At 48.8% G+C, this 23,790-nt stretch carries 21 protein-coding genes; 4 read left to right on the top strand and 17 right to left on the bottom strand.

Annotation, left to right across the window (positions count from 1 at the left end):
* Positions 1–29: 29 nt before the first annotated feature.
* From eno to tilS, 4 genes are read right to left on the bottom strand one after another with little or no spacing between them, the layout of a single operon-like run.
* Positions 30–1,310, bottom strand: a complete 1,281-nt coding sequence (eno, locus tag METBU_RS0102020) for a phosphopyruvate hydratase (RefSeq protein WP_017839033.1) — start codon at positions 1,308–1,310, stop codon at positions 30–32.
* 10 nt (positions 1,311–1,320) lie between these two features.
* The gene (kdsA, locus tag METBU_RS0102015) at positions 1,321–2,154 is read right to left on the bottom strand and encodes a 3-deoxy-8-phosphooctulonate synthase (protein WP_017839032.1); all 834 of its coding nucleotides are present in this window, start codon (positions 2,152–2,154) and stop codon (positions 1,321–1,323) included.
* Positions 2,151–3,785: a CTP synthase gene (locus tag METBU_RS0102010; RefSeq protein WP_017839031.1), complete on the bottom strand. Its 1,635-nt coding sequence runs from the start codon at positions 3,783–3,785 to the stop codon at positions 2,151–2,153. The genes kdsA and METBU_RS0102010 overlap by 4 nt, the downstream gene beginning before the upstream one ends.
* Positions 3,786–3,845: 60 nt before the next feature.
* The gene (gene tilS / locus METBU_RS0102005; RefSeq protein WP_017839030.1) at positions 3,846–5,207 is read right to left on the bottom strand and encodes a tRNA lysidine(34) synthetase TilS; all 1,362 of its coding nucleotides are present in this window, start codon (positions 5,205–5,207) and stop codon (positions 3,846–3,848) included.
* A gap of 328 nt (positions 5,208–5,535) precedes the next feature.
* Here tilS and METBU_RS0102000 point away from each other — a divergent pair, with 328 nt between their 5' ends.
* Positions 5,536–5,787, top strand: a complete 252-nt coding sequence (locus METBU_RS0102000; protein ID WP_017839029.1) for a hypothetical protein — start codon at positions 5,536–5,538, stop codon at positions 5,785–5,787.
* 195 nt (positions 5,788–5,982) lie between these two features.
* Here METBU_RS0102000 and METBU_RS0101995 read toward each other — a convergent pair whose 3' ends face one another.
* Complete coding sequence (locus METBU_RS0101995) at positions 5,983–6,843, bottom strand: radical SAM protein (protein ID WP_026129977.1); 861 nt, start codon at positions 6,841–6,843, stop codon at positions 5,983–5,985.
* Between the two features lie 80 nt (positions 6,844–6,923).
* Between METBU_RS0101995 and fae the strand changes: the two genes are divergently transcribed.
* On the top strand, positions 6,924–7,472 hold the full coding sequence (fae, locus tag METBU_RS0101990; protein WP_017839027.1) for a formaldehyde-activating enzyme: 549 nt from the start codon (positions 6,924–6,926) through the stop codon (positions 7,470–7,472).
* Positions 7,473–7,571: 99 nt separating this feature from the next.
* On the opposite strand, the gene METBU_RS0101985 is transcribed toward fae, so the two are convergent.
* The 5 genes from METBU_RS0101985 to METBU_RS0101965 all read right to left on the bottom strand — a co-directional run bounded on the left by METBU_RS0101985 (position 7,572) and on the right by METBU_RS0101965 (position 11,170).
* Positions 7,572–8,378, bottom strand: coding sequence for a response regulator (locus METBU_RS0101985; RefSeq protein WP_017839026.1), 807 nt, complete (start codon positions 8,376–8,378; stop codon positions 7,572–7,574).
* A 106-nt stretch (positions 8,379–8,484) separates the two neighbouring features.
* Positions 8,485–9,015: a c-type cytochrome gene (locus tag METBU_RS0101980; RefSeq protein WP_235726369.1), complete on the bottom strand. Its 531-nt coding sequence runs from the start codon at positions 9,013–9,015 to the stop codon at positions 8,485–8,487.
* Positions 9,002–10,291, bottom strand: coding sequence for a sulfite dehydrogenase (gene soxC, locus METBU_RS0101975; protein ID WP_017839024.1), 1,290 nt, complete (start codon positions 10,289–10,291; stop codon positions 9,002–9,004). The genes METBU_RS0101980 and soxC overlap by 14 nt, the downstream gene beginning before the upstream one ends.
* On the bottom strand, positions 10,284–10,727 hold the full coding sequence (locus tag METBU_RS0101970; protein WP_017839023.1) for a YeeE/YedE family protein: 444 nt from the start codon (positions 10,725–10,727) through the stop codon (positions 10,284–10,286). The genes soxC and METBU_RS0101970 overlap by 8 nt, the downstream gene beginning before the upstream one ends.
* Positions 10,724–11,170 (bottom strand): YeeE/YedE family protein, encoded by a 447-nt coding sequence (locus METBU_RS0101965; protein WP_083877594.1) that lies wholly within the window; start codon positions 11,168–11,170, stop codon positions 10,724–10,726. The genes METBU_RS0101970 and METBU_RS0101965 overlap by 4 nt, the downstream gene beginning before the upstream one ends.
* Before the next feature lie 878 nt (positions 11,171–12,048).
* Between METBU_RS0101965 and METBU_RS0101960 the strand changes: the two genes are divergently transcribed.
* Positions 12,049–13,530 (top strand): DegQ family serine endoprotease, encoded by a 1,482-nt coding sequence (locus METBU_RS0101960; RefSeq protein WP_017839021.1) that lies wholly within the window; start codon positions 12,049–12,051, stop codon positions 13,528–13,530.
* A 182-nt stretch (positions 13,531–13,712) separates the two neighbouring features.
* A complete protein-coding gene (bioA, locus tag METBU_RS0101955) occupies positions 13,713–14,990 on the top strand; it encodes an adenosylmethionine--8-amino-7-oxononanoate transaminase (protein WP_026129975.1) in 1,278 nt (425 codons plus the stop codon).
* A gap of 54 nt (positions 14,991–15,044) precedes the next feature.
* Here the strand turns inward: bioA and METBU_RS28895 are convergent, their stop codons facing one another.
* The 7 genes from METBU_RS28895 to METBU_RS0101915 form a co-directional block, all read right to left on the bottom strand.
* Entirely contained in the window at positions 15,045–15,167 is a 123-nt protein-coding gene (locus METBU_RS28895) for a hypothetical protein (protein WP_017839019.1), read from the bottom strand.
* 353 nt (positions 15,168–15,520) lie between these two features.
* Complete coding sequence (locus METBU_RS0101940; RefSeq protein WP_017839017.1) at positions 15,521–17,647, bottom strand: EAL domain-containing response regulator; 2,127 nt, start codon at positions 17,645–17,647, stop codon at positions 15,521–15,523.
* Positions 17,637–19,625 (bottom strand): sensor histidine kinase, encoded by a 1,989-nt coding sequence (locus METBU_RS0101935; RefSeq protein WP_208976556.1) that lies wholly within the window; start codon positions 19,623–19,625, stop codon positions 17,637–17,639. The genes METBU_RS0101940 and METBU_RS0101935 overlap by 11 nt, the downstream gene beginning before the upstream one ends.
* 9 nt (positions 19,626–19,634) lie before the next feature.
* Positions 19,635–20,258, bottom strand: coding sequence for a DUF1638 domain-containing protein (locus METBU_RS0101930; RefSeq protein ID WP_017839015.1), 624 nt, complete (start codon positions 20,256–20,258; stop codon positions 19,635–19,637).
* On the bottom strand, positions 20,255–21,283 hold the full coding sequence (locus tag METBU_RS0101925) for a uroporphyrinogen decarboxylase family protein (protein WP_017839014.1): 1,029 nt from the start codon (positions 21,281–21,283) through the stop codon (positions 20,255–20,257). The genes METBU_RS0101930 and METBU_RS0101925 overlap by 4 nt, the downstream gene beginning before the upstream one ends.
* Complete coding sequence (locus METBU_RS0101920) at positions 21,280–21,945, bottom strand: cobalamin B12-binding domain-containing protein (RefSeq protein WP_014147926.1); 666 nt, start codon at positions 21,943–21,945, stop codon at positions 21,280–21,282. The genes METBU_RS0101925 and METBU_RS0101920 overlap by 4 nt, the downstream gene beginning before the upstream one ends.
* Before the next feature lie 12 nt (positions 21,946–21,957).
* The gene (locus METBU_RS0101915) at positions 21,958–23,595 is read right to left on the bottom strand and encodes an ASKHA domain-containing protein (protein ID WP_017839013.1); all 1,638 of its coding nucleotides are present in this window, start codon (positions 23,593–23,595) and stop codon (positions 21,958–21,960) included.
* Positions 23,596–23,790: the final 195 nt, after the last annotated feature.

Raw genomic sequence — 23,790 nt, 5'->3', positions numbered from 1 at the left:
GGCGACAGTGCCGCCCCTTTTCAGACAGATCAGAGCATTTTAAATGCGCTGCGGCCTGCGTAAATCGCCTTGCTGCCCAGCTCGTGCTCGATCTTCATCAGACGGTTGTATTTCGCGACACGGTCGGAACGACTCAATGAACCGGTCTTAATCTGACCGGTACCGGTTGCGACGACTAGGTCGGCAATCGTGGTGTCCTCGGTTTCGCCCGAGCGATGCGAGACGACCGCGGTATAGCCCGCCGCGTGCGCGGTATGGATCGCATCGAGCGTTTCGGTCAGCGTACCGATTTGATTGACCTTAATCAGAATCGAATTCGCGATACCTTTTTCGATGCCTTCTTTCAAAGTTTTCGGATTGGTCACGAACAGATCGTCGCCGACCAATTGGATCATGCCGCCCAGCTTCTCGGTATGGATTTTCCAGCCGGCCCAATCGTTTTGATCCAGGCCGTCTTCGATCGAGATGATCGGATATTTTTTGACCCATTCGACGAAGAAATCGGTCATTTCTTCCGACGTGAAGCTACGGTTTTCCGCAGACAAGACATACTTGCCGTCTTTGTAGTATTCGGAGCTGGCCGCATCCATACCCAGATAGATGTCTTGACCGGCTTTGTAGCCGGCTTTTTCGATCGCTTCGAGAATCACTTCGATCGCTTCTTCGTTCGAGGACAGATTCGGTGCAAAACCGCCTTCGTCACCGACTGTGGTAGCCAGGCCTTTACCTTTCAGTACTTTCGCGAGGTTGTGGAATACTTCTGCACCGTAACGGATCGCTTCGCGGAAGTTCGGGGCGCCGACCGGCAGAATCATGAATTCTTGCAAATCGACGCTGTTGTCGGCGTGCGAACCGCCGTTGATGATGTTCATCATCGGCACCGGCATGATGAATTCGCCGCTGGTATTCATATAGTTGTACAAAGGCAGTCCCGCGTCTTTTGCTTCGGCATGCGCGGCCGCCATCGAAACTGACAGAATCGCGTTCGCGCCCAGACGGCCTTTGTTTTCAGTGCCGTCCAGCTCGATCATTTTTCGGTCGATCGCGGATTGATCGCCGGCATCCATACCGATAATCGCGGAGCGAATTTCGGTGTTGACGTTGTCGACCGCCTTCAAAACACCTTTACCCAAATAACGCGATTTATCGCCGTCGCGCAATTCGATTGCTTCACGCTCACCGGTCGATGCACCGGAAGGCACCATCGCGCAGCCAATAAGGCCCGATGCGAGAACGACTTCGGCCTCGATCGTCGGGTTACCGCGTGAATCTAAAATTTCTCTTGCACGAATATCTACTATTTCAGCCATATAGGGTTCCTTATAAAGTTGTTTCGATCAAACTGTTTGCTTTCACAGCCCGATCCAGGGTGATTAAAATTTCAAGTAATTCTTTGATGCGATGCATAGGCCAAGAATTAGGGCCATCGCTAAGCGCCTCGGCCGGATTCGGGTGCGTTTCCATAAACAGTCCTGCAATACCGACCGCTACCGCAGCTCTCGCCAGAACCGGAACGAATTCGCGTTGCCCGCCGGAACAAGAACCTTGCCCGCCCGGCAATTGCACCGAATGCGTCGCATCGAACACGACCGGACAACCGGTATCGCGCATAACGGCCAGCGAGCGCATGTCAGAAACCAGGTTGTTGTAACCGAACGAGACACCTCGTTCGCAGACCATGATCTGTTGATTGCCGGTCGCTTTGGCTTTGTTTGCGACATTGGCCATGTCCCAGGGCGCCAAGAACTGACCTTTTTTAATATTGACCGGTATACCTAATTCGGCCACGCTTTGAATAAAATTAGTCTGCCTGCACAAAAACGCAGGCGTCTGCACGACATCGACTACTTCGGCGACTTCTTTTAGCGGAGTGTCTTCGTGAACATCAGTCAACACCGGAACACCGATTTGTTGCTTGACCTTTTGCAGAATGGCCAACCCTCGTTCGAAACCGAGGCCTCGAAAACTTTCCAGCGATGAACGATTCGCTTTATCGAAAGACGACTTATAGATGAACGGAATACCCAATTCAGCCGTAATTTCTTTCAGGAAACCCGCAGTTTCCATAGCCAGTTCCTCACTTTCGATCACACAGGGACCGGCGATCAAAAACAACGGCTTATCGAGCCCTACTTCAAAATTGCATAATTTCATTTATCGGTTTCCTTTTTATGAAGAGCGGCTGCGGCAACAAAACCGGAAAATAACGGATGCCCTTTACGCGGAGCCGAATTAAATTCCGGATGAAATTGGCAAGCCAAAAACCAGGGGTGACCCGGAATTTCGATGACTTCGACCAGGCGCCCGTCGATCGATTTGCCTGAGAAACGCATGCCGTTTTGCTCAAGCCTTTCAAAATATTTATTATTAAACTCGTAACGGTGCCGATGCCGCTCTCTAATGACTTCCTTCTGATAAAGCTCGTATGCCAGCGAGTCAATTTGCAAACGGCATTTTTGCCCGCCCAAACGCATCGTGCCGCCCAAATCGGAATTAGCGCTACGAACTTCCACCTGTCCTTCCGCGTCCATCCATTCGGTAATCAAGCCTATCACCGGATGCGGCGAATCGGGTAAAAACTCGGTACTGTGCGCGCCTTCCAGTTTCGCGACATTACGTGCAAACTCGATAACCGCCACCTGCATGCCCAAACAAATCCCTAAATAAGGTATCTTATTTTCCCGAGCATACCTTGCTGTCGCAATCTTACCTTCAACCCCCCGCTCGCCAAAACCGCCTGGAACCAGAATCGCATCGACGGGTTTCAGAGCAGAAACCCCCTCTTCCTCGATCGCTTCCGAATCGATATATTCAATCCGTACCTTATTTCGGGTTTTAATACCGGCATGAATCAATGCTTCATGCAATGATTTATAAGCATCGGAATGATCGACATATTTACCGACGATCGCAATCGATACCTCATTGACCGGATGCATCAGGCCCTCGATCACATTTTCCCATTCTGTCAAATCGGCTTTAGGGACATCCAAACGAAGTTTTTCGACAACAATATCGTCCAAGCCTTGCTCATGAAGCAGCAAAGGAATACGGTAAATAGAATCGGCATCGATCGCGGAAATAACGGCTCTTTCGGCAACATTCGTAAACAACGCAATTTTACGACGCTCGATTGCCGGAATCGGTTGCTCGGAACGACAAATCAAGATATCCGGTTGAATACCGATTGTCCTAAGTTCTTTAACCGAATGCTGGGTCGGTTTAGTTTTGATTTCGCCGGCCGACTTGATATAAGGAACTAGCGTCAAATGAATGAAAAGCGCTCGATCCCTACCCAATTCAACATACATTTGCCGAATCGCCTCGAGAAAAGGCAGCGATTCGATGTCGCCGACCGTGCCGCCTACTTCGATAATCGCGACATCCATGCCTTCGGCACTGAGTTCGATTCGACGTTTGATTTCATCGGTGATGTGCGGAATGACTTGAACGGTCGCGCCTAAATAATCGCCTTTGCGTTCTTTGCGCAATACATTTTCATAAATTTGGCCGGTCGTGAAATTGTTCTTCTTGGTCATTGTGGTTTTGATAAACCGCTCGTAATGACCCAAGTCGAGATCCGTTTCAGCCCCATCCTCGGTGACGAATACCTCGCCATGTTGAAAGGGACTCATCGTTCCGGGATCGACGTTGATATAGGGGTCCAACTTAGTCATCGTCACTTTCAGCCCGCGCGCTTCAAGAATTGCGGCCAACGACGACGCGGCAATGCCTTTACCCAAAGAGGAAACGACACCACCGGTAATGAAAATAAATTTGGTCATGTAAGGAATAAAACTTTCGGGAGACGGCTTTGAAATAGCCAAGATTAAAATTCGACTATTTTAATCGACTAAGACACATTCGTCATGGCCTTTCCGGTTTTTATTTTTTTGCGACCGAATTAACCGAATGCAACCCGGCTTGTTTTCGCAATAAAATTCGGAACCGATCCAAAGATCGGCAATTGCCGCCAAGCGCCCGTCTAAATAAATCAATGGGATATAAGGTCTTTCCCAAGGCGGAATACCTGCTTCCTGATAAAGATTTTTCAATCGATGCCGCCCTTCTCGATTCGGCAAACCAATTTTTTCCCCGCCGCTACGAAACCTAACGTCGATATGCGACCTAAACCAAACCGATTGATCAATTCCGGAGGGGGCATAAGCAATTTTCAGTTCCGTACCGTCAGGCAAGTCAAGGGGAGCCTCGCTATTCGACCATATAACGCCTTGCTCCGGTAATTCAACGGTTTGCTGCGGCACACAAAACAAGCTATTCCGAAAACGGCGTATCGTATGCTTTTGATTCTGCAACCGCAGGTCACCAAATGGCGACTGAATCATGGATAAAATGCGCAACACAAAAGCACGGGAGGGCATTTTTAACCCCAAACTCGCGAACCATTGCCGAATAACCAATGCCTGCTCCGCCACGTCAAACCTTACCAAAGCCGATATCGATAGTGTTGCATCCTTTGTTTGATAGACTTGTTTGAATTGATCGCAAGCTAATTTACTCAATAGCTCAGATGCTTCCGCGCAATGAACCGCTGAACGAGAGACTGTTTTATCAATGGACGGCCAACGCTGCTTGAGTAAAGGAACAATTTCATTGCGTAAAAAATTACGATCGAAGTCAATGCCTTGATTACTGGGATCTTCAATAAAATTGAGATCATGCTGTCGGGCGTATTGGTCGATGATTTGTTTTGGTGTATTCAATAAGGGCCTCAATAGCACCCCTTTGCCAAAGGCCATTATTTCAGGCATGCCTGAAAGCCCTTGCAAACCCGCCCCTCGAAACAATTGCAATAAAACGGTTTCCAATTGATCTTCTCGGTGCTGAGCCACCATCAAAACATCGTTTTTCGAAAGCAAGGCCTTTAGGGCATCATACCGCGCATTCCTGGCAGCCTCCTCGGGGCTTTCACGACCGGCGCTTCGCGCATCGACATAAATATCGATAAAATCGACACCCAATTGCTCAGCAATCGACCGGCAATGAATCGGCCAAACATCGGCTACTGCTTGCAAACCGTGATGCACATGAACAGCGGTAATTTTTTTTTGTAGCGAAGACATTGGAGCACACAGATGCAACAACACATGCGAATCTACTCCGCCGCTATAGGCAATATAAACTTGTTGCGGTGATTTTAATTTTTGCAGGCTTAATTCAACGACTCGCGACTCTAATTGAAGCATTTAATTTACCAATTGTTAACCAAATTTGGATGCCGAGGAGCCAATCAAAGGCTCAGCACCTAAATTACCCAGGATAGTTATCATCGCCAATGGAACGGACTATGAAATTAAGGTGCAGAGTCTTGCATACCTTTCGCACTTCAAATTGAAGTGCGAAAGGTATAAGTTGATTTTAATGAAATGTGAAATAACGCTCGGACAAAACAACATAAAAGAGCTAGCCTGCTCCATGAGAGCATAGCAATAAAGAAACATGCAATTGAATTTAAAAGACTGAAATTAGTTTCTATAATTCCACTAAGCACACTTATTTTACGAGGGTTTGGCTATGGACATTTCACCAACAAACAGCGCATTGAATCTCATCAACGGCGCACAACATAAATCAGCCGAAGCGGCTCACAAAATTGCTGCATTGCCGATAAAAAACGATGAAGTAGGCAGTTCTGAATTTGAGCCTCGAGACATTATTAAGCCGGTACTCAGCTTAAAAGAAGCGGAATTTGAAACATCCGCAGCCGTTAAAATTCTCGAAACCGAGAAAAAAACGATAGGAAGTCTATTAGACATCAAGGCTTAAGCACGATTTGAGACTAAAAACGGTTTTCAACCGAGAAATAAAAGCTGAGTTTACAGCCTTCTTCGGTCGTATCGCTGGATTTCCGGTGCGCTATATTATCCGATAACGCCCGATATCTGCCCGTCTCTCAACCCGGCTCCATTCACCACTCCCTGCTAACAATTCACCCTAAGCCATCAACCCGAAATAAAGCAGCTAACAATCCACCCGAACCTCAAAACCAAGCGCTCTGATCTCGTCAGCAAAATGCCGCATAACTTCCGGCGACAACGACCTCATTTTAGCCGCTTCCGGCTGCATCGACGGGCGCGCAATGGTATAAAGCATAATTTTATCAATCGCCACACCATCGTTCTTGATTCTTGTTAAAAATTGCAAATACGCGTTTTTTTCCACGTCAGTCAATCCCTGACCGGAATAATCAACTAGACAAGTTTGAATTTTAGTCTGACAGATGGCTGCCGAAATCTTTAGATTTCTTAATGCCGACGCCATCGTTTGCGCTGCGTTATTAATAAAATTGCGCCCTGTATCGGTCGCGCTATCGAACTTGAACCAAACCTCCCCCCCATAACGATGCAATGATCGAAGTCCGTCCTGAACCTTCGGTTGATGCATTAAACTACCATTACTAATCAAAACAAAACCGCTATTCGACAGCACCCCCATTTCAGTGGCAACACGGCCGATCAAATCAACCGCCTTATCGAAATCCTTAGCGCTGGTCGGCTCGCCGTTTCCCGAAATCGCAATATCTTTGATTACTCGATTAGGAGGACCGACTTGAAACCGGTCAAAAAAATCGCCATGCAATACATCACTCAAAAACCGTCTCAATTCTTTTTCCAATAATGGAAAGTCAATCGGCGGCGCAGCACCCAACGTTAAATCGGGAACTTGACAATAAATACATCGCCAGTTGCAAGCATTGTTGATATTAAAATTGACACCGATCGACAAGCCTCCGGAACGCCTTGATAGAACAGGATAAATATAAGTTAATCCGACAGAATCCCTACTATGATCCGTCGTTGTCAATTGTACTGAGTTCGTCACGGCCTTAAGATTAAAAGTCAAATATGCTATTCTAGCCGCTCGAAACCTTTCCCTGTAACACTTTTATCGAGGAGATTATTATGAGCGAAAGAATTATCATGCGTACCGGTGAGGCATTGGTAGCGGGCGGTCCTCCGGGAACCGCGGCCGAACCGGAAATCGTCATCGGCGAACTGGACGGACCGGTCGGCACGGCCCTCGCCACTCTGACAGGAGACCAAGTCAAAGGCCATAGCCGGGTTTTCGCGATTTTGAATACCGACATTCAAGTCCGCCCTGTCACACTGATGGTGAGCAAGGTCACTGTTAACAATAGCCGCTACACCAATATATTAATGGGTACCGTTCAAGCCGCTATCGCTAACGGTGTACTTGATGCAGTTCGCGCGGGCGATATTCCGAAAGAAAAAGCGAACGATTTGGGAATCATCTGCTCGGTATGGCTTAACCCAAGCGTCGCAACCGACGACAACCTCGACCACCAAATCCTGTTCGACATTCATCGAAAAGCGATGGCACAAGCCATCCATAAGGCCATGACCAATACGCCTGATATCGATTGGCTTCTGGAAAATCAAGAAAAAATCACTCACAAATATTTCCAGATGGGCCTTGACGGAAAAATTTAAATGGTTCGAGGATTGCCCCCGACATCAGCTTTAAAAACTTGATTTTTAGTTTGGCGGTTTCAGTCGTGATATTCGCGACTGAAACCGCTACAAAATAAACTAGATTTCCTCCAACAAGCGATAAACCAATTCCTTTATATTTTTCGGTTCGAACGGCTTATCACAAATCGCGGAAACTCCGGCCTGTTGAATTTTATTGAGCGTTGCTTGGTTCGACTCACTGGTTACCATTAATATCGGAATCGAGCTATTTTCCCTATTGGCACGTATCGCCTCGATCAATTCCTGACCGTCCATTTCCGGCATATTGTAATCCGTCACGATCAAGTCGAAGGCATCCGGCGACTCGGCGAATATCGCCAATGCGTCCGTCCCGTCGTTTGCCAACGTTACGCACTGTATCCCCATATTGTTGAGCACTTTGGTAATATGCTTTCGTGCCGGCGCACTGTCATCGACCAACAAAACCCTGACAGTCTCGATATCATAAGAGTCTAATTCCAGTTCCTCCGGATCGACAAACTCGACCGAAGCGCGTAATGCCCTTTTCAAATCGGCATGATCGAACGGTTTGGGTAAAATTGCCACAACGCCGGCTTGACGTATCGGCTCCAGCGCCGCTCGACTGGTTTCGCTGGAAATCAGCATGCACTGCATATCCTGAAAATCGTCCGATTCCTTAATTCGGGTAAACAACTCGGTCGCCGTGGTATCGGGTAAGTACATACTGCTAATCAGCAAGTCCGGTTGATAATTACTGATAGCCTCCAATGCCTCCTCACCCGAAGAAACGCCATTGATATACTTGACTCCTTCTTCCTGCAAATGCTTCACAATGAGTTTCAATTGTGGAACCGAAGGCTCAATCAGGACAATAGACAAGTCCGAAATAGTTAATTTATACATGATTTAATCGATAGATTAGAAAAGCGAAAACGATCGCACTCAAAAATTAATTCAACTGAAAATCCCAATCGCCGACCATTACTTAAAATCAACGACTCCGAGCGCCTTAATCGTCCCGCCGATAATTATCAATAAACCCGTCCTGATTCGGCATGACGACAGCCGGCAACAATTGTGCGTTCATTTCGTCGTCCGGGCCGATAATACGATTGAGATAAAGCAAATAGGCGGTTACCGCATAGACTTGATCATCGGTCAGCGACCCAGGATTCGATAACGGCATGGAGCGTCGCGTAAAATCGAAAAGAGTCGTCGCATACGGCCAATAAGTACCGATCGTTTTATCCGGCGGATCGTCGATCAAAGAATGCTCGGCGCCGGCCAACTCCTCGGCGCTGCCCCCACGCCCTTCGGAACCATGACAACCGATGCAATGCGCCCGGTAAACGGTCTCACCTTCGCGAACGGTACCTCTCCCTAAGGGCAAACCCGTTCCATCGGGAAAAACATCTCTGTTCCATTGTTTCAACATTTCCGGCGGCGCTTGAAGACCTAATCCGGGACCAATCAGCTCATCGGCTACAACCATATTAGCCGAGCCGAGGCTAAAGCATAGCAGACTCTTAAAGATAGACATGGCTAATCTCACCCGCTTCCGTGATGGCCCAACTCACAATAGCATTATAATGAAAATAACCATGCCGGCCGCGCCTTGCGATCAATTCGGCACGCTCCGGCTGAACCGCGCCGGCTTCGTCGAACGCACGGCTTTTGAGCACGACATCCTGACCCTGCCATCTCCAAGGTATCCGGAATCGCGTGAAACACTTCGGCAATACCGGCTCTTGTAACTCGGCCTCGGCCCAACTCTTACCGCCATCGGCGGATACTTCAACTTTCGCGATTTTACCGCGACCGCTCCACGCCAAGCCGCTAATCTGGTACAAACCGTGCCGGTCGAGCCGGTGCCCGAACGATGGATGGGTAATCACCGACTTCGGCTCCATCACGAAGCTAAATTGCCTCGCCTTACCCGAAGGCAACAATTCGGTGTATTTAGCGGTTTCGTTACGAGCCATGACAGGTTTAGCCGCAAGGTGTAATCGCTTGAGCCATTTGACATTGAGCACTCCTTCCCAACCCGGAACCAACAGCCGCAACGGATAACCGTTCTCGGCCCGAAGTCGCTCGCCGTTTTGATATAAGGCCAGCAAACAATCGTCGAGCGCTTTGTCGAGCGGCAAACTGATATTCATCATCGACGCATCGCCCCCTTCGGCGATGATCCATTTTGCACGGCCTTTAATGCCGGCCTCCTGCAAGACAACGCTCAACGGCACGCCGGTCCATTCGCTGCAGGATGCCATGCCATGAAAATAACCGACTTGAGTTTGTATCGGCTCGCTCCGCCAACCGGCATTGCTATTGCCGCCGCATTCAATGAAACATAAACGGGATTGCATCGGATATTGCAATATATCCGATACCGAAAACGTCAAAGGACGTTTGACTAAACCATGTATCAACAAGCGATGCCGCTCAGGATCGATTGCCGGCACACCGTTGTGATGGCGCTCGAAATGCAAGCCGCTTGGCGTAACAATACCCTCGAGTTCATGCAGCGGGGTCCACGATACGCCATTACCCGGAGCATCGTCGTTGGCCATAATCCAACGAATCACCTTTTTTTCATAGTCGGATGGCGACCCGTAATTAGAAAAAGGCTTGCCCGGTTGTTTCGTCCACGATTCACGATCGAGTTCGGCCGTTGCGGTCTGCGAACTAAGCGCACCCCAAGTTGCGGCGGTAAAAATCATACCTTGCTTTAAAAACAAGCGCCGATCGAGCAAACCGCCGCCCGCAACTTCAAATTCGGTACTGGATTGAACGGCATTTAGCGATTGCTTAGGCATCGACCGTTACGGATTTTTTAAAACACTTCCGGGCCCAAATACCTTGCGCGATAAATCCCAAATAAATCGATGCAACCATCACGAACGCTTCGGGGTTGCCCAAGCCCAAACCCGCAACAGCTGGCCCCGGGCAATAACCGCTCATCCCCCAACCGATTCCGAAAATCATCGCCCCGAACAAAAGCGGTTTGTCCAAAGACTTCTTCCGAGCGACATGAAATTCCTCAGCCCATATCGGTTTCGGACGTTTTAAGATGAAACGAAACGCAATGACGGAAACGGCCAAAGCCCCCATCATCACGAAGGCCAAACTCGGGTCCCAGCTTCCTGCGACATCGAGAAAACCCAAAACCTTGTTCGGGTCGGTCATTTGCGACAACGATAAACCGAACCCGAACAGCGTACCGCTCAATAAAGCCGCTAAACAGTGCTTCATGCCCCGACTCCCACAATATGCCTGATACAATAGACCGTGACGACACCGCTGATCATGAAAATCAAAGTCGCCGTTATCGAGCGCAACGATCCGTTGGCGATACCGCAAATTCCATGACCGCTTGTGCATCCGCTACCCATGCGAGTACCGAAACCGACTAGAAAACCGCCCACGGCCAACAGCCAATAAGGATAGTCGGAACGCGGCGTGAAAAACCCGGGATTGAACCAATTAAACAGTAAAGCGCCTAATACCAGGCCGATTAAAAAATTGAACCGCCAAAGCCACTCCGACTTCGGGGAATTGAGTAAACGATGCATGATGCCGCTAACCCCGGCCATGCGACCATTTAGCCATAACAGCAAGGTGGCGGCCAAACCGATCAATGTTCCGCCGAGAAAAGCCGAGAACGGTGTAAAATTTTCCACAAAGAATTCCTGAATAATTTTGAAATTTAAAAAATAATCCTTATATACCCTTTACTAGTCAAATTTCGGCGTCGGGGTGCCCGTCAAAGGACGCAGTGAATACGTCCATGTAGGCTCTATGACAGCATCCATGCTGCCAAAGCCTTTGCCGAACACCCCGACGCCTCCATACGCTAATGCCGAAATTTGAAGTGCGATAGGTATATACACACGTAGGTAAAGTGCATTTTATTGTTTTTTGAGAAAAGCCTTAAAAGCTACCCGCTAATATTAACGCTCGAGGATTCAGTCAACAAGGCAAAAACATATTGGCCAAAGAATCTTTTATACCCTTTGCTAGTCAAATTTCGGCGTCGGGGTGCCCGTCAAAGGACGCAATGAATACGTACATGTAGGCTCTATGACAGCATCCATGCTGCCAAAGCCTTTGCCGAACACCCCGACGCCTCCATACGCTAATGCCGAAATTTGAAGTGCGATAGATATAACCCAAAATGAACAGTTGGCATGTAATTATTCAGTCCCCCGAAAATTATCGTTCCCACGCTCCGGCGTGGGAACGCCTGAGTATCGCTCCAGCGGTACGAGACGCTAGAGCGTCTCGGTCTTCATTCCCACGCCGGAGCGTAGGAACGATAGGGGGTGTGAATAATTACGTTGGCATGTGTTGTAGACCGTTCGTACTGAGCCAAGTCGAAGCATGAACGGTCTACAACACTTTCACCGCATTGGTGAAGTCTCAAACTACCCTTCACCGCTTCGACAGGGCTCTCCTGAGCGTAGCCGAAGGGCTCAGGGCGAACGGTAGTTGAAGCACTCAAATGCTCTTTTTAGGTTTAAACTTTTACAAATTTCCTTACGCGCCATAAGCAACAGAAAAGAAGGTTAAATTTATGAATAAAAAATATTTTTTACCGTTACTACTGTTAATTGTCACATTTTCCCCTCTCTCATTCGCGCAAACGGGCGGTATCGAAAATCTTCGCGAAACCAGTAAAGCGTTTGCATCGGTCGCACGGCAAGCTTCTCCCTCGGTTGTCTTCATCCAGGTGGAAAGCTCTCGTGAAGGCGTCGCGCAAACACCCTTTGCTACTCCGTTCGGAGACGAATGGCCTTTCGGCGATGATTTTTTCCGGCGTTTTTTCGGTGACGAATTTCCCGGCACGCCAAGACGCCCGGGACCGGCCCCTACCCCGCAACAACGGCCGCCCGCGATAGGCCAAGGTTCCGGCTTCGTTTTTGCGTCGAAGCGAGGCTTGTTGAGCGAAACCTCCTATATCATCACGAACAACCATGTCGTTGCGAATGCCGACAAAATTCGCGTGACATTCCAAGACGGGCGGGAATTCGACGCCAAGATTACCGGCACCGATCCTAAATCGGATATTGCCGTCATTGAAATCAAGGCCGGAAACTTGCCGGCCCTGCCGCTAGGCGACTCAACAAAACTAGAAGTCGGCGAATGGGTCGTGGCTATCGGCAATCCGTTCGGCTTGAGCCATACGTTGACCGTCGGGGTCGTAAGCGCCAAGGGCAGAACCAGCCTCGGCATCAGCGATTATGAAGACTTCATTCAAACCGATGCCGCGATCAATCCCGGTAATTCCGGTGGCCCGCTCGTCAACCTGGATGGTGAAGCAGTCGGCATCAATACCGCGATTTTCAGTCGGAGCGGCGGTCACATGGGCGTTGGTTTCGCGATCCCGATCAATCTGGCAAAATCGATCGCCGACCAATTGATCGAACGAGGCGAAGTCACGCGCGGCTATTTAGGCGTCGTGATTCAGCCGTTGACGCCGGATTTGGCCGAATCCTTCAATTTAAAAAACCATCAAGGCATTTTAATCGCACAGGTCACCGATGATTCGCCGGCGGCGAAGGCCGGACTCAAAGCCGGCGACATCGTAACCGAATACCAAGGCCGGCCGGTCAACGATATCGGCGATTTCAGAAACCGCGTCGCATTGACACCGCCCGGCAAAAGCGCCCAAGTCACGATCCTGCGCGATGGAAAATCGCGAACAATCGATATAAAAATCGAAAAACTCGGCGATCAACAAATTGCGGCCGCGCAAGCGCCCGCCCAAAGCACCGAAGAATTAGGCTTGACCGTGCAGACCGTGACCCGAGATTTAGCAAGGCAATTCAATGCAACCCCCGGCCAAGGCGTCATCGTCACCGAAGTCAATCCGGGCTCCATTGCTGCAATGGCAGGCATTCGCCGCGGCACCTTAATCCTGCAAGTCGACCGTAAACCGGTTAACTCGGCCGATGAATTCAACCGTGCCGTCAACCAAAGCAAAGGGAATAAACAGGTCTTGTTACTGATCAGCGATCGCGGCATGTCTCGCTATGTCGTCTTGCAATGGCGCTAAACGTAAACGCTTTGGCAGTCATGCGCTGAATCACACATGGATTGCATCCTTGAATGAAAAGGTGCGGGGGGTTTGCCTAGCGAGGATGTCGGCAGCCGCCGCGTAGGTCGGGTTACGCTAGCGCTAACCCGACCTACGCGACTAATTTAGAATCATAACACCCCTCTACCTTATTCAGATCAATGACTCAACTCAACACACTACTGCAACTCGACCGCGACCATATCTGGCATCCCTACACGTCAATGACAGCACCGACACCGGTTTATCATGTCGCCAGCGCCTCCGGCGTCATGCTTAAACTGGCCGATGGCCGCGAATTGATCGACGGAATGTCGTCTTGGTGGTCGGCAATACACGGTTACAATCACCCCAAGCTCAATCAAGCGGCCACGGAACAATTACAATCGATGGCCCATGTGATGTTCGGCGGCATTACGCATACGCCGGCAATCGAATTGGTCGAGCGTCTATTGAAAATCACCCCCGAGGGCTTGAGTTCGGTGTTTTTGAGCGACTCCGGATCGGTCAGCGTCGAAGTCGCATTGAAGATGGCCATTCAATATTGGCAAGCGCTCGGCAAACCCGAAAAAAACCGATTCGTGGCGCTTCGGGGCGGTTATCACGGCGATACCTTCGGCGCGATGTCGGTCTGCGACCCGGTTACCGGCATGCATCATTTATTCAATCCCGTATTGCCTCAGCACCATTTCGCGCAGCGGCCCGCTTGCCGTTTCGGCGAATCTTGGAATCCGTCCGATATCGATTCGTTGGAATCCATTCTATCGAAGCACGGCGACTCCTGCGCGGCGGTCATTCTCGAACCAATCGTACAAGGCGCGGGGGGCATGTGGTTTTATCATCCCGACTATCTGAAATCGGTAAGCGCCTTGTGCAAAAAATATGATGTCTTGCTGATCGCCGACGAAATTGCGACCGGCTTCGGTCGTACCGGCAAACTGTTCGCTTGCGAACATGCCGGCATTTCTCCGGATATTTTGTGTCTCGGCAAGGCCTTAACCGGCGGTTACCTGACGCTAGCCGCAACATTAACGACCGACAAAGTCGCCGAATCGATTTCGGAAGGACCGGCCGGCTGCTTCATGCACGGGCCGACATTCATGGGAAATCCGCTGGCCTGCAGCATCGCATCAGCAAGCATCGACTTATTACTCGACTCGGATTGGCAAAGCCAGGTCACGGCCATAGAAGCCGGGCTAAAAAAGGGCTTGGAACCGTGCCGCAACCTGGCTAGCGTCGACGATGTCAGAGTGCTCGGCGCTATCGGTGTCGTTGAAATGAAAAACCCTGTGTGCCTTTCCGAAATTCAAGACCGCTTGGTTAAACAAGGCGTTTGGTTAAGGCCTTTCGGGCGTTTAATCTATACTATGCCGCCTTATATAATCGATGAACATCAACTGCAAAAATTAACCGAGGCGGTTTTTCAAACCTTACAGTAATCGATTCAATAAGCCTAAATTCGGCAATTTAACCAGCAATTCCCAATTTGGAGATCAAAAAGGGTGTGGGGTATGCTTGGCGAGGATGTCGGCGGCAGGGCAGATTTTTGCTCCTGCAAAATCTGCATTCACGCCATCCTTGGCGCTTGCAGATTTTTGCTCCTGCAAAATCTGCATTCAGGCCATCCTTGGCGTTCGAGCTGCCGCCAAGCCCCCATGGATGGGTTTACGGCGTTCCTCGACAGGCATACCCCACACCCTAAAATCGGCGAAACTGCTCAAACTGGGAATTGCTGCAATTTAACCATGAAGCACATGAATTTCTTGAAACATTCAAGAAATTATCTAAACATCGCTGCCAACTTCTTGAGTAAGCGAAAGTTTTATATACCCTTTGCTGGTCAAACTTCGGTGCCGGGGTGTCCGTCAAAGGACGCCGTGAATACGTCCATGCTGGCAAAGCCTTTGCCGAACACCCCGACGCCTTCATACGCTAATGCCGAAATTTGAAGTGCGATAGGTATAACTTCTTAATCTTCATGCTCTTCATGGTGAAATGCTTTTTTAAGATAATTCTTTTGCTCCAACTGCCATTCTTTTAACCAATTGAGCAAATCCTCCTCTGGCATCGGTTTTGCAATTGCATACCCTTGACCATTTTCACAACCTAGCTCAAGTAATTTCAATAAGTGCGCGACTGTTTCGACGCCTTCCGAGATGACTTGCATTTTGAATATCGAGGCTAGATCAATAATCCCTTTAACGATCGCTAAATCTCCTTCATTTTCCAGCATACCCAATACAAACGACCGGTCGATTTTTAACGTTTTTGCCGGTAAGGATTTCAGATAACTCAACGACGAATAGCCTGTTCCGAAATCGTCGAGCGCAAATACGACACCCAAAGCTTGGCAAGCCTTCATTACCTTAATCGCGCGTTCGTCATCATCCAATGCTCCGGTCTCCAGTATTTCCAACTCAAGACAGCCTGACTGCAAATCCGGATATTCGGCACATTTAGCGGATAAATTCTCAACAAAGTCAGGGTGCAGCAATGCTCCAGCGGCAATATTAATACTAATGGCAATATCGACCCCTGCTTTTTTCCATTGATTCCACCGACTCAAGGCAGTCGATAACACCCAATCGCCGATATTAATCTCAAGCTGACTGCCTTGAATCATCGGCAAAAACATGGAGGGGCTCAGTAAACCACGCGCGGGATGTTGCCAGCGAATCAAGGCCTCGACTCCCAGAATAGCGCCATCGCGAAGATTGATCTTCGGCTGAAAATACAACACAAATTCATTATTGGCCAATGCGCATTCGATACGGGCAAGTTGCTTCCCTTGCTCGTATGCATGTTTTTCTTGAAGCATGTCGAAACGTTGAAATCGATTCTTACCTTGTTGCTTGGCTTGATACATCGCTTGATCGGCATGTCGAATCAGTGTTTCAGTATCGGAAAAATCATCCGGATACAGAGTAAAACCCAAGCTCAATGATACCGACACATATTGATTCGCCAACAACATTTTTGCCGAAACAGCTTTGAGAATTCTTCGTAATATCGTCTTACATTCGCCTCTGTCATTGATATCCAACAATAATAATACAAACTCATCGCCGCCTATGCGTGCCAACGTATCGCCTTCGCGTAAACAAGCCTTGATGCGACGGGTAATTTCTATCAATAATTGATCGCCGACTTGATGACCGAATCGATCATTGATCGGTTTAAATTCATCCAGATCCAGATAACACACCGCCATTAATTTTCGCGACCGCCGCGTATGAACAATGGCTTGTTCCAATCGATCCGATAATAAAAAGCGGTTCGGAACCCCGGTCAAGGGATCGAAATGCGCGATACGTTCCAATGCGTGCTGATGTTCTTTGATCGGAGTAATGTCGATAAATGAACCGATGAAATGATGAATGCTGTCTTGATCGTCCCTGACCACAGCAATAGACGTCAAAGCCGCGTAAATCTCACCCTGCTTGTTGCGATTCCAAATTTCGCCGCTCCAGTGACCTTCCGATAACAAGGCTTGCCACATGTTTTGGTAGAATTCGGTATCCTGCCGCCCCGATTTGAGTATGCTTGGGTTTTGGCCTTTGATTTCGTCAAGTCCATAACCGGTAATACGGCTAAAGGCGTTATTGACATTGATAATACGGTTTTCAACATCGGTAATCACGATGCCGTCATGACTATAGGCAAAGACGGTCGCGGCAAGACGTTGATCTTCTTCCGTCTGACGCAACGCCTGCCGCATTCGTTCGGTTTCCAATAAATTGCGCACCCTAAGCTGAGCAATCTGGAGATTAAACGGTTTGACCAAATAATCTGCCGCACCCAGCGATAAACCTTGAATTTCAGCTTCGATTTCGCTCAACGCAGTCACGAAAATAATCGGTATATGCCGCAACCTTTCATCGGCCTTGAATAACCGGCAGGTTTCATAGCCATCGAGATCGGGCATCATGATATCGAGCAAAACCAAATCGGGCGGAGTCTCGCTAGCCAGCTCCAAGCCTTTTTTACCGCTAGTCGCGATCTGGATCTCGTAGTGATCCTTTAATGCCATCCCCAACAACGTAATATTGGCCGGCGTATCGTCGATTATCAGGATTTTCTGGCGCTCAATGCCCACAATGCGTTTCCTTCGTCTCGGTCTCGGAGAATCGCTCGCGCAATAACTTTAGCTGTAAATGAGCCTCCTCAAAATTCATATCATTGATTAGTTTACCAAGCGCGACAAAATGCGAAGCGATCGAACTACCGTCCACTTTTGCTTGCAGCATGTTAAACTGCTCAACAGCCGTGAACATATTTTTTTCCAACTGGCGTTCGAGATCATCGAGAATCTCGGTGATACCCTCACAATTCTTGAAAAACAAGCGTTCTTCCTCATTACAAATGACTGTCTTTTGTTGCAGAGCCGCAGATAAACGAATATGGCTTTCGATAACGTTCACTAAATGCTCTATCGTAAAAGGCCGAACGAGCAACTCATCGATATCCTGCTCAAATTCCGTGTCCAACTCATCGCTATGCTGTTTATCGCTAATACCGATGATGAATGCGCGAGGAAGACGATTAGCCGACTCCAAGTCACGAATCTTTCTCGCAAGGCGGCTAAGAGATCTATTTTCCAAACTTGACTCAATAATGATTGCATCAAATCCTAGATCCTTGTCGATAACGTCCGGAATTTGATCGTCAAGATCAATGCTAAACGCGTCGATAGATCGAGCCTTAAGTTGTGCCGACAAATTAGCACCATGCACGGAATCGCTAGCGATCAATAATACGCGTTTTAACTTAAGATTTAGATTCGATAATTGGGATGATTCATCGATATTGGATGGTAAAGCGGTGTTGTCGATCTCATTATCGACTCGGGTAGGTATCCGAAACCAAAAACGCGAACCTTGCCCTTCATCGCTCTCAAACCCTGCTTTGCCTTGCATCAACTCGGCAAAACGCGACACCAGCGACAAACCTAGCCCAGTACCCACATAGCGTCGATTCGAACTGCTATCGACCTGGGTAAACGGTTTAAATAACTCGCGCTGCTTGTCCTTTGGAATACCGATACCGGTATCGCTGACCGAAAACTCCAACAAGCAATTCCCCGACTCATCAAGGATTGAACGTGCCTCAATCCGGACAGAACCGCGATCGGTAAACTTAATCGCATTACTGACCAGATTGGATAACATTTGCTTAACTCTGAGCGAGTCAACTTGATAAGCCTTTACCTCGCCATCTACCCAGGCCGCATGAATTCTCAGGCCTTTTTGCTGGGCGGCACCGGAAAAAAGCGTCATGATTTCGTCTAAGATCCTTTGTGGTTGAACGGCTAATAAATTTAACTCCAAGCGATTCGCCTCGATTTTAGACAAATCTAAAATATCATTGAGCAAAGCAAGCAAATTGTTGCCGGAGGTCAAAATCGTACGCACACACTCCATACGCTTGGCATCGCTACATTCTTGCTTGGCCAATAATTGAGCCATACCTAAAATCCCATTTAACGGTGTGCGGATTTCGTGCGACATCGTCGCTAAAAAACTGCTTTTAGCGCGATTAGCGGCTTCCGCTTTACGGGTTTGGATTTTATTGTTCAGAATCAGCGCAATATGAGAAAAAAACGGTGCCAAATAATTGCGCATCTGTGCCGACCCAAGCAAATCGGACATTTTGACAACACCCAAAATTTGGTCGCCGATAGTTAAGGGCATCACCCAAGTACAAGCCACCGCCGCTACATTATCCTTGAGCAAGGTATGGTTCAAATCGGTATTTTGTTCGACAAAATGGCGAGTGGCAAAGACCTCCGCCACCAACGAATCTTCAATCTCACCGACAATCCGTTTTTCGCCGAATAAGTTGACATAGTGAATCTCGCCTTCGTCCAGATAATAAATCTCCGTATTGGTACCGCCTAAACTACCGCAAAGAGCCGCGATCATACTATCTAAGAAATAATCGATACCGGCAATCGGATTGAGCAATTCCACCATATGCAGGACAAGATGCAGATTGGCCTTTTCTTCGGATAGCTTACGGACACGGTGTTCCAAGTGCTCTATACGCATTTGCAAATCATGTTCGTTTGAATTCATCATGCCCGTTCAAGTCGTTGCTTGATCTAATCGCTGCTTAATAGCTTCGAACAACACTTGCTTTAAGTGTTCAAGATCCACTTCGAGCCACTGTAAAGGCAAATCCACAAAATCGGCCGCCGTTTGAGCGGCTTCGGAAAAATCGACGCTGCATGGGGTTTTGAGTGCAAGCATGAATTTATGGCTACTGTGAAAAATTTCGCGTACGACAGTAATATTGTTACCGAAACATGCCGTGATCATCGGTTGCCAGGTCAACGCCCAATCCTCGACCAGAAAGTACGCACCCTTTTCAAGCTCCTGCATGAAACGCTCATAACCCAATAACATAACGATGCAATTTTGCCCCCGGGTACGGCAAGTGCGATGCTCGTCCAAATAATTGTCCATCAACGGATGGCAACTCCCGTAAAAAACAAAGGTTTTTTCGCCTTTCGCCTCATGCTCTTGCAAGGCTTCGTTAAGTTCTTTCGATAAACGATTCAGGTAATTGTGCAGGGCCGAATCCAAAAAATGCGTTTGCACATTCCAGCCATGAGTCCGGATCAAATAGTCGACTTCTTTGCGCAAAATACCGCAACCGACCATCGTCAAGGGCTCTGTATGCTCCTGATGCAGGACAAATTTTTTCATGTCAACTGCCCGTACTCAAAGGCAGCCGTTATCATCGCCTTGATATTGACCTCCGGCACTGCCAGAGGCATAACGCCATTACCGAATAAAAAATGTCCGCCCTGCTTGCCTATCTCGACGATGCGTTTAACTTCGGCTTTGGTTTCCGCCTCAGTCCAATGAATCATTTTGATGTCGTCTATCACACCACAAGTCAAGCCGCGGGTATTGATCAAGCGCTTGGCTTCGGCCAAGTCAGCCAATGGACTGATGTAATGCGAGGTGATGCCCAGTTGGTCAAACACCAAATCGATGACGCCGTTAAATGGCGCCATACCGCAGTAATAGACGACATCATCTACGCCGCCCGGCTGCAAATCGAGTTTCATCCAGGGCAACACGATTTGTTCAATGATTTTATTACCGACCAAATAGGGCGAACCGAACGGCGTCGAGTAAATCAGAACATTCGCTCCGGCCGCACGCAGCGCGTTAATGTGCTGATGAAAAAAATCAACGCATTTGCGCAACAATTCGTCGCGCAGATCGACAGGCCCGGTCAAAAACAGCTCCATCCAGTTATCCATGCCCATCAATAGGGCCGGCAAGGTCGTCGAGGCCGTCACGTAAGCGCAAATGGCATGCGTCTGCCCTATTTCGGCACGTAAAATCGATAAACAATCGTCAATGGCCTGCCACGCTTGATGTTGAGTAATATCGGTTGGGACTTCGAATTTGGCGATATCGTCCCAATTCTTGATCACGAAATCTTCCACATTAGGCACGCCGTCATCGGCAAATAATATTTTTTGGCAGCCCAACAATTCGGCTTCCTTGCCGACATAATGCAAACTCCACGCATTGTCATGACCGAAGCGCTTTAACATTCGCAATTGCGCTTCGGCCACGCATTCTCCTCGAGCAAAATAATCTTGCGAGTGCATATTGAGTTCGCGCGCGCCTTGATCGAGCAAATTGCAAAAGATCGGAATACGCGGTGCCGGATCGCCGTTTATAGCCGCCGCTAAAATTTCTAAAGGTGTCATGCGTTCACCTCTTTGATCAATTGGATAATAACTTTTGCCGCCGTCACGCCGTCGGGAGCCCATGCGTCGCCCCCCACTTTTTTGTATAACTCCGGATCGAATCGGTAAGGCGCGCCGCCAACCGCCAATTTTATTTTGTCTTCCAAGCCTCGCTCCTTTAATAAGGCTCGAACCTTGATACTGCCGTTCTCGCCGGTCGCGGTATGCACCATCATGGCTGAGATCGCGATGACTTGCGCGCCGTTTTCAACAGCCCTGTCGACAAATTGTTCGGCGCGGATATTAATACCTAGATCGATGACATCCACCATCAGCGATTTAAGACACCCGATCACGATACGTTTACCGAGCGAGTGTAAATCGCCATAGGCGGCGCCGATCACCACTTTGCCTATCGCTTCCGGCGGGCTAGCGAATTTTTCCAGCATTCGCTCGGTCACTTCCGAGGCGATTTGTGCCGTCATGAAATGTTGCGCCAAATTGGAATCGGGGTCCTGTTCGATGCGCGCCATCATGGCTTCCACGGCAGGGATGACCAAATTGAACACAATATCTTCCGGGCTATAACCGTCCTGTAGAGCCCCGTCGACCACGGCCAAGGCCGCCTGTTTATCGGTTTCGAAAACCGCTTCGTTGTATGCCTGCACATAACGACTCAACATATTTCGGCCCCCTTATGCCATCGGCTGCAAGCGCAAATGCTCGATAAAACTTTCTTCATAGCTACTTATCCCGCCTAAATTGATCGATTTTGTCTTACTTATGATCGTATTTAAACGAGTATTTGCATTTCGGTCCAGCAACAACTGCTCGCACCCGGCCAGACTCGCATTCGCAAAACGTTTGAATCTGTCGACCGGTAAACGGGGCAACAAACCGACACGAATCGCATTGTGTAAATCCAGATGCTGCCCCAAACTGCCGCAAATCCAAACAGCCTGTAAATCGCTTGGTTTCAAATCGGCAAATCCGAGTAATTGCATCATGGCTGCGGCGGTCGAAGCCTTGGCTCGTTGAAAAATATCGACATCACTACCAAAAATCGCCGACCTAGCATTGTCGACATCAAGCCGATAACCCGTACCGCTCGGTTGCAATGATTGGGTAAAGCGACCGGAGGGCTTGAGAATTTGTTTGTCCAACATCACTGCAATCGCATCGATGAAGCCACTGGCACAATATCCTCGAATCGGCTGATCGCCAATCGTAGCAATCAGCCAACGATCGCCGTCATCGCGAACCCGATAAACGGCACCCGTTTCAGCCGCCATACCATTGCGCATCCCGACGCCTTCAAACGCCGGACCGCCCGGTACCGATGTCACCCATGCCGCAGTGCCGTCCCACAGAGCAATTTCAGTATTGGTTCCCAAATCCGCCAACAGCATCGGAACGGGTTGCTCGGTTATACCTGAAGCCAAAAGATCGGCCAATAAATCCGACCCGACAAAACCGGCCAATGGCTGAGCGATCGAAATATCCGCATGGGGCATACGCCAATCATGGCGCCAAGCGGCAATATCATCGATTCGACACTCGACAGGAATATGCCAATTTTCAAGCCGATACAGATCATCGCTATCGTTACCGCCGCCAATCAACATCAACATGACGGTGTTTCCGACGATAATAATCTTTCCGGTTTCGTCAAGGACGTGAACGACTTCCCCAAAATCTCGGCTTAAAATATCTCGAATGCCGTCCAAGATAGCCTTACGCCCTTCGATCATCAAGTCCCGCGAGGCATGAACGTCCAATCGCCGGGAATCCAAACGAGTCAAGACATCGGCACCATGAGCCACTTGAGGATTGATACCTACCCGGCAACCGATGAGCCGAGCGGTATGACGATTCCAAATAGACAAACGAATATGAGTCGTTCCTAAATCGACCGCAATCCCATACGGCTGCCGAACCTCGTCGATATCTTTTGAAAACTCGACCGTAGGCCACTCGCATCGATCCGGACTTCTCCATTGCGACGGCGGAGCAGGATGGGCAAGGTAGGCTTCACCGTCACTCAGAGTCCTTAATTGACAGGCGAGTCGATATCCCTGAACCAATTGATCCGGCAATAATTTTTGCCGCTCTGCCGGTGTCGGAGGATTGAACCGGCCGGAAATGACTTGTATCAAACAAGCGCCGCATGTACCTAGTCCTCCACAGGCCGCACGAACCCGAATTTCGGTATGATCTAGCGCTTCTCGAACCGATAACGAATCGGACAGGTAAAGCTCTAAACCGCAATCATCCGTGCTGACGCGCAACCGATAATATTTTTTTTCTTCGATGGATTCTAAATTTTTTGGCATCGGTCTTTTAGCCGCAATTCGGGCACTATCTTGGAGGGTGGAACTCATATTACTATAGTAATATTCATGAAGGTCTGGCAATCGATCGCCCCGGCAGATGAAAGTACGCAGCGTGGCGAAGAGTTCGGTCACTCGCCCGATAGGACGCCGATGCCGAATTTTGATCTACGATGATGATAAATAAATTTTGAGGTC

This window comes from Methylotuvimicrobium buryatense 5G, assembly GCF_000341735.1.
Taxonomy (GTDB): Bacteria; Pseudomonadota; Gammaproteobacteria; order Methylococcales; family Methylomonadaceae; genus Methylotuvimicrobium; species Methylotuvimicrobium buryatense.
The sequence above is the reverse complement of the archived record's forward strand: the minus strand, read 5'-3'. Positions and strand labels throughout refer to the sequence as shown.

Excerpts from the sequence above, each read along its gene's own strand:
- eno (WP_017839033.1), bottom strand. The coding sequence starts at position 1,310 with ATGGCTGAAATAGTAGATATTCGTGCAAGAGAAATTTTAGATTCACGC.
- kdsA (WP_017839032.1), bottom strand. The coding sequence starts at position 2,154 with ATGAAATTATGCAATTTTGAAGTAGGGCTCGATAAGCCGTTGTTTTTG.
- METBU_RS0102010 (WP_017839031.1), bottom strand. The coding sequence starts at position 3,785 with ATGACCAAATTTATTTTCATTACCGGTGGTGTCGTTTCCTCTTTGGGT.
- tilS (WP_017839030.1), bottom strand. The coding sequence starts at position 5,207 with ATGCTTCAATTAGAGTCGCGAGTCGTTGAATTAAGCCTGCAAAAATTA.
- METBU_RS0102000 (WP_017839029.1), top strand. The coding sequence starts at position 5,536 with ATGGACATTTCACCAACAAACAGCGCATTGAATCTCATCAACGGCGCA.
- fae (WP_017839027.1), top strand. The coding sequence starts at position 6,924 with ATGAGCGAAAGAATTATCATGCGTACCGGTGAGGCATTGGTAGCGGGC.
- METBU_RS0101985 (WP_017839026.1), bottom strand. The coding sequence starts at position 8,378 with ATGTATAAATTAACTATTTCGGACTTGTCTATTGTCCTGATTGAGCCT.
- METBU_RS0101980 (WP_235726369.1), bottom strand. The coding sequence starts at position 9,015 with ATGTCTATCTTTAAGAGTCTGCTATGCTTTAGCCTCGGCTCGGCTAAT.
- soxC (WP_017839024.1), bottom strand. The coding sequence starts at position 10,291 with ATGCCTAAGCAATCGCTAAATGCCGTTCAATCCAGTACCGAATTTGAA.
- METBU_RS0101970 (WP_017839023.1), bottom strand. The coding sequence starts at position 10,727 with ATGAAGCACTGTTTAGCGGCTTTATTGAGCGGTACGCTGTTCGGGTTC.
- METBU_RS0101960 (WP_017839021.1), top strand. The coding sequence starts at position 12,049 with ATGAATAAAAAATATTTTTTACCGTTACTACTGTTAATTGTCACATTT.
- bioA (WP_026129975.1), top strand. The coding sequence starts at position 13,713 with ATGACTCAACTCAACACACTACTGCAACTCGACCGCGACCATATCTGG.
- METBU_RS28895 (WP_017839019.1), bottom strand. The coding sequence starts at position 15,167 with ATGCAGATTTTGCAGGAGCAAAAATCTGCAAGCGCCAAGGATGGCGTG.
- METBU_RS0101935 (WP_208976556.1), bottom strand. The coding sequence starts at position 19,625 with ATGAATTCAAACGAACATGATTTGCAAATGCGTATAGAGCACTTGGAA.
- METBU_RS0101930 (WP_017839015.1), bottom strand. The coding sequence starts at position 20,258 with ATGAAAAAATTTGTCCTGCATCAGGAGCATACAGAGCCCTTGACGATG.
- METBU_RS0101925 (WP_017839014.1), bottom strand. The coding sequence starts at position 21,283 with ATGACACCTTTAGAAATTTTAGCGGCGGCTATAAACGGCGATCCGGCA.
- METBU_RS0101920 (WP_014147926.1), bottom strand. The coding sequence starts at position 21,945 with ATGTTGAGTCGTTATGTGCAGGCATACAACGAAGCGGTTTTCGAAACC.
- METBU_RS0101915 (WP_017839013.1), bottom strand. The coding sequence starts at position 23,595 with ATGCCAAAAAATTTAGAATCCATCGAAGAAAAAAAATATTATCGGTTG.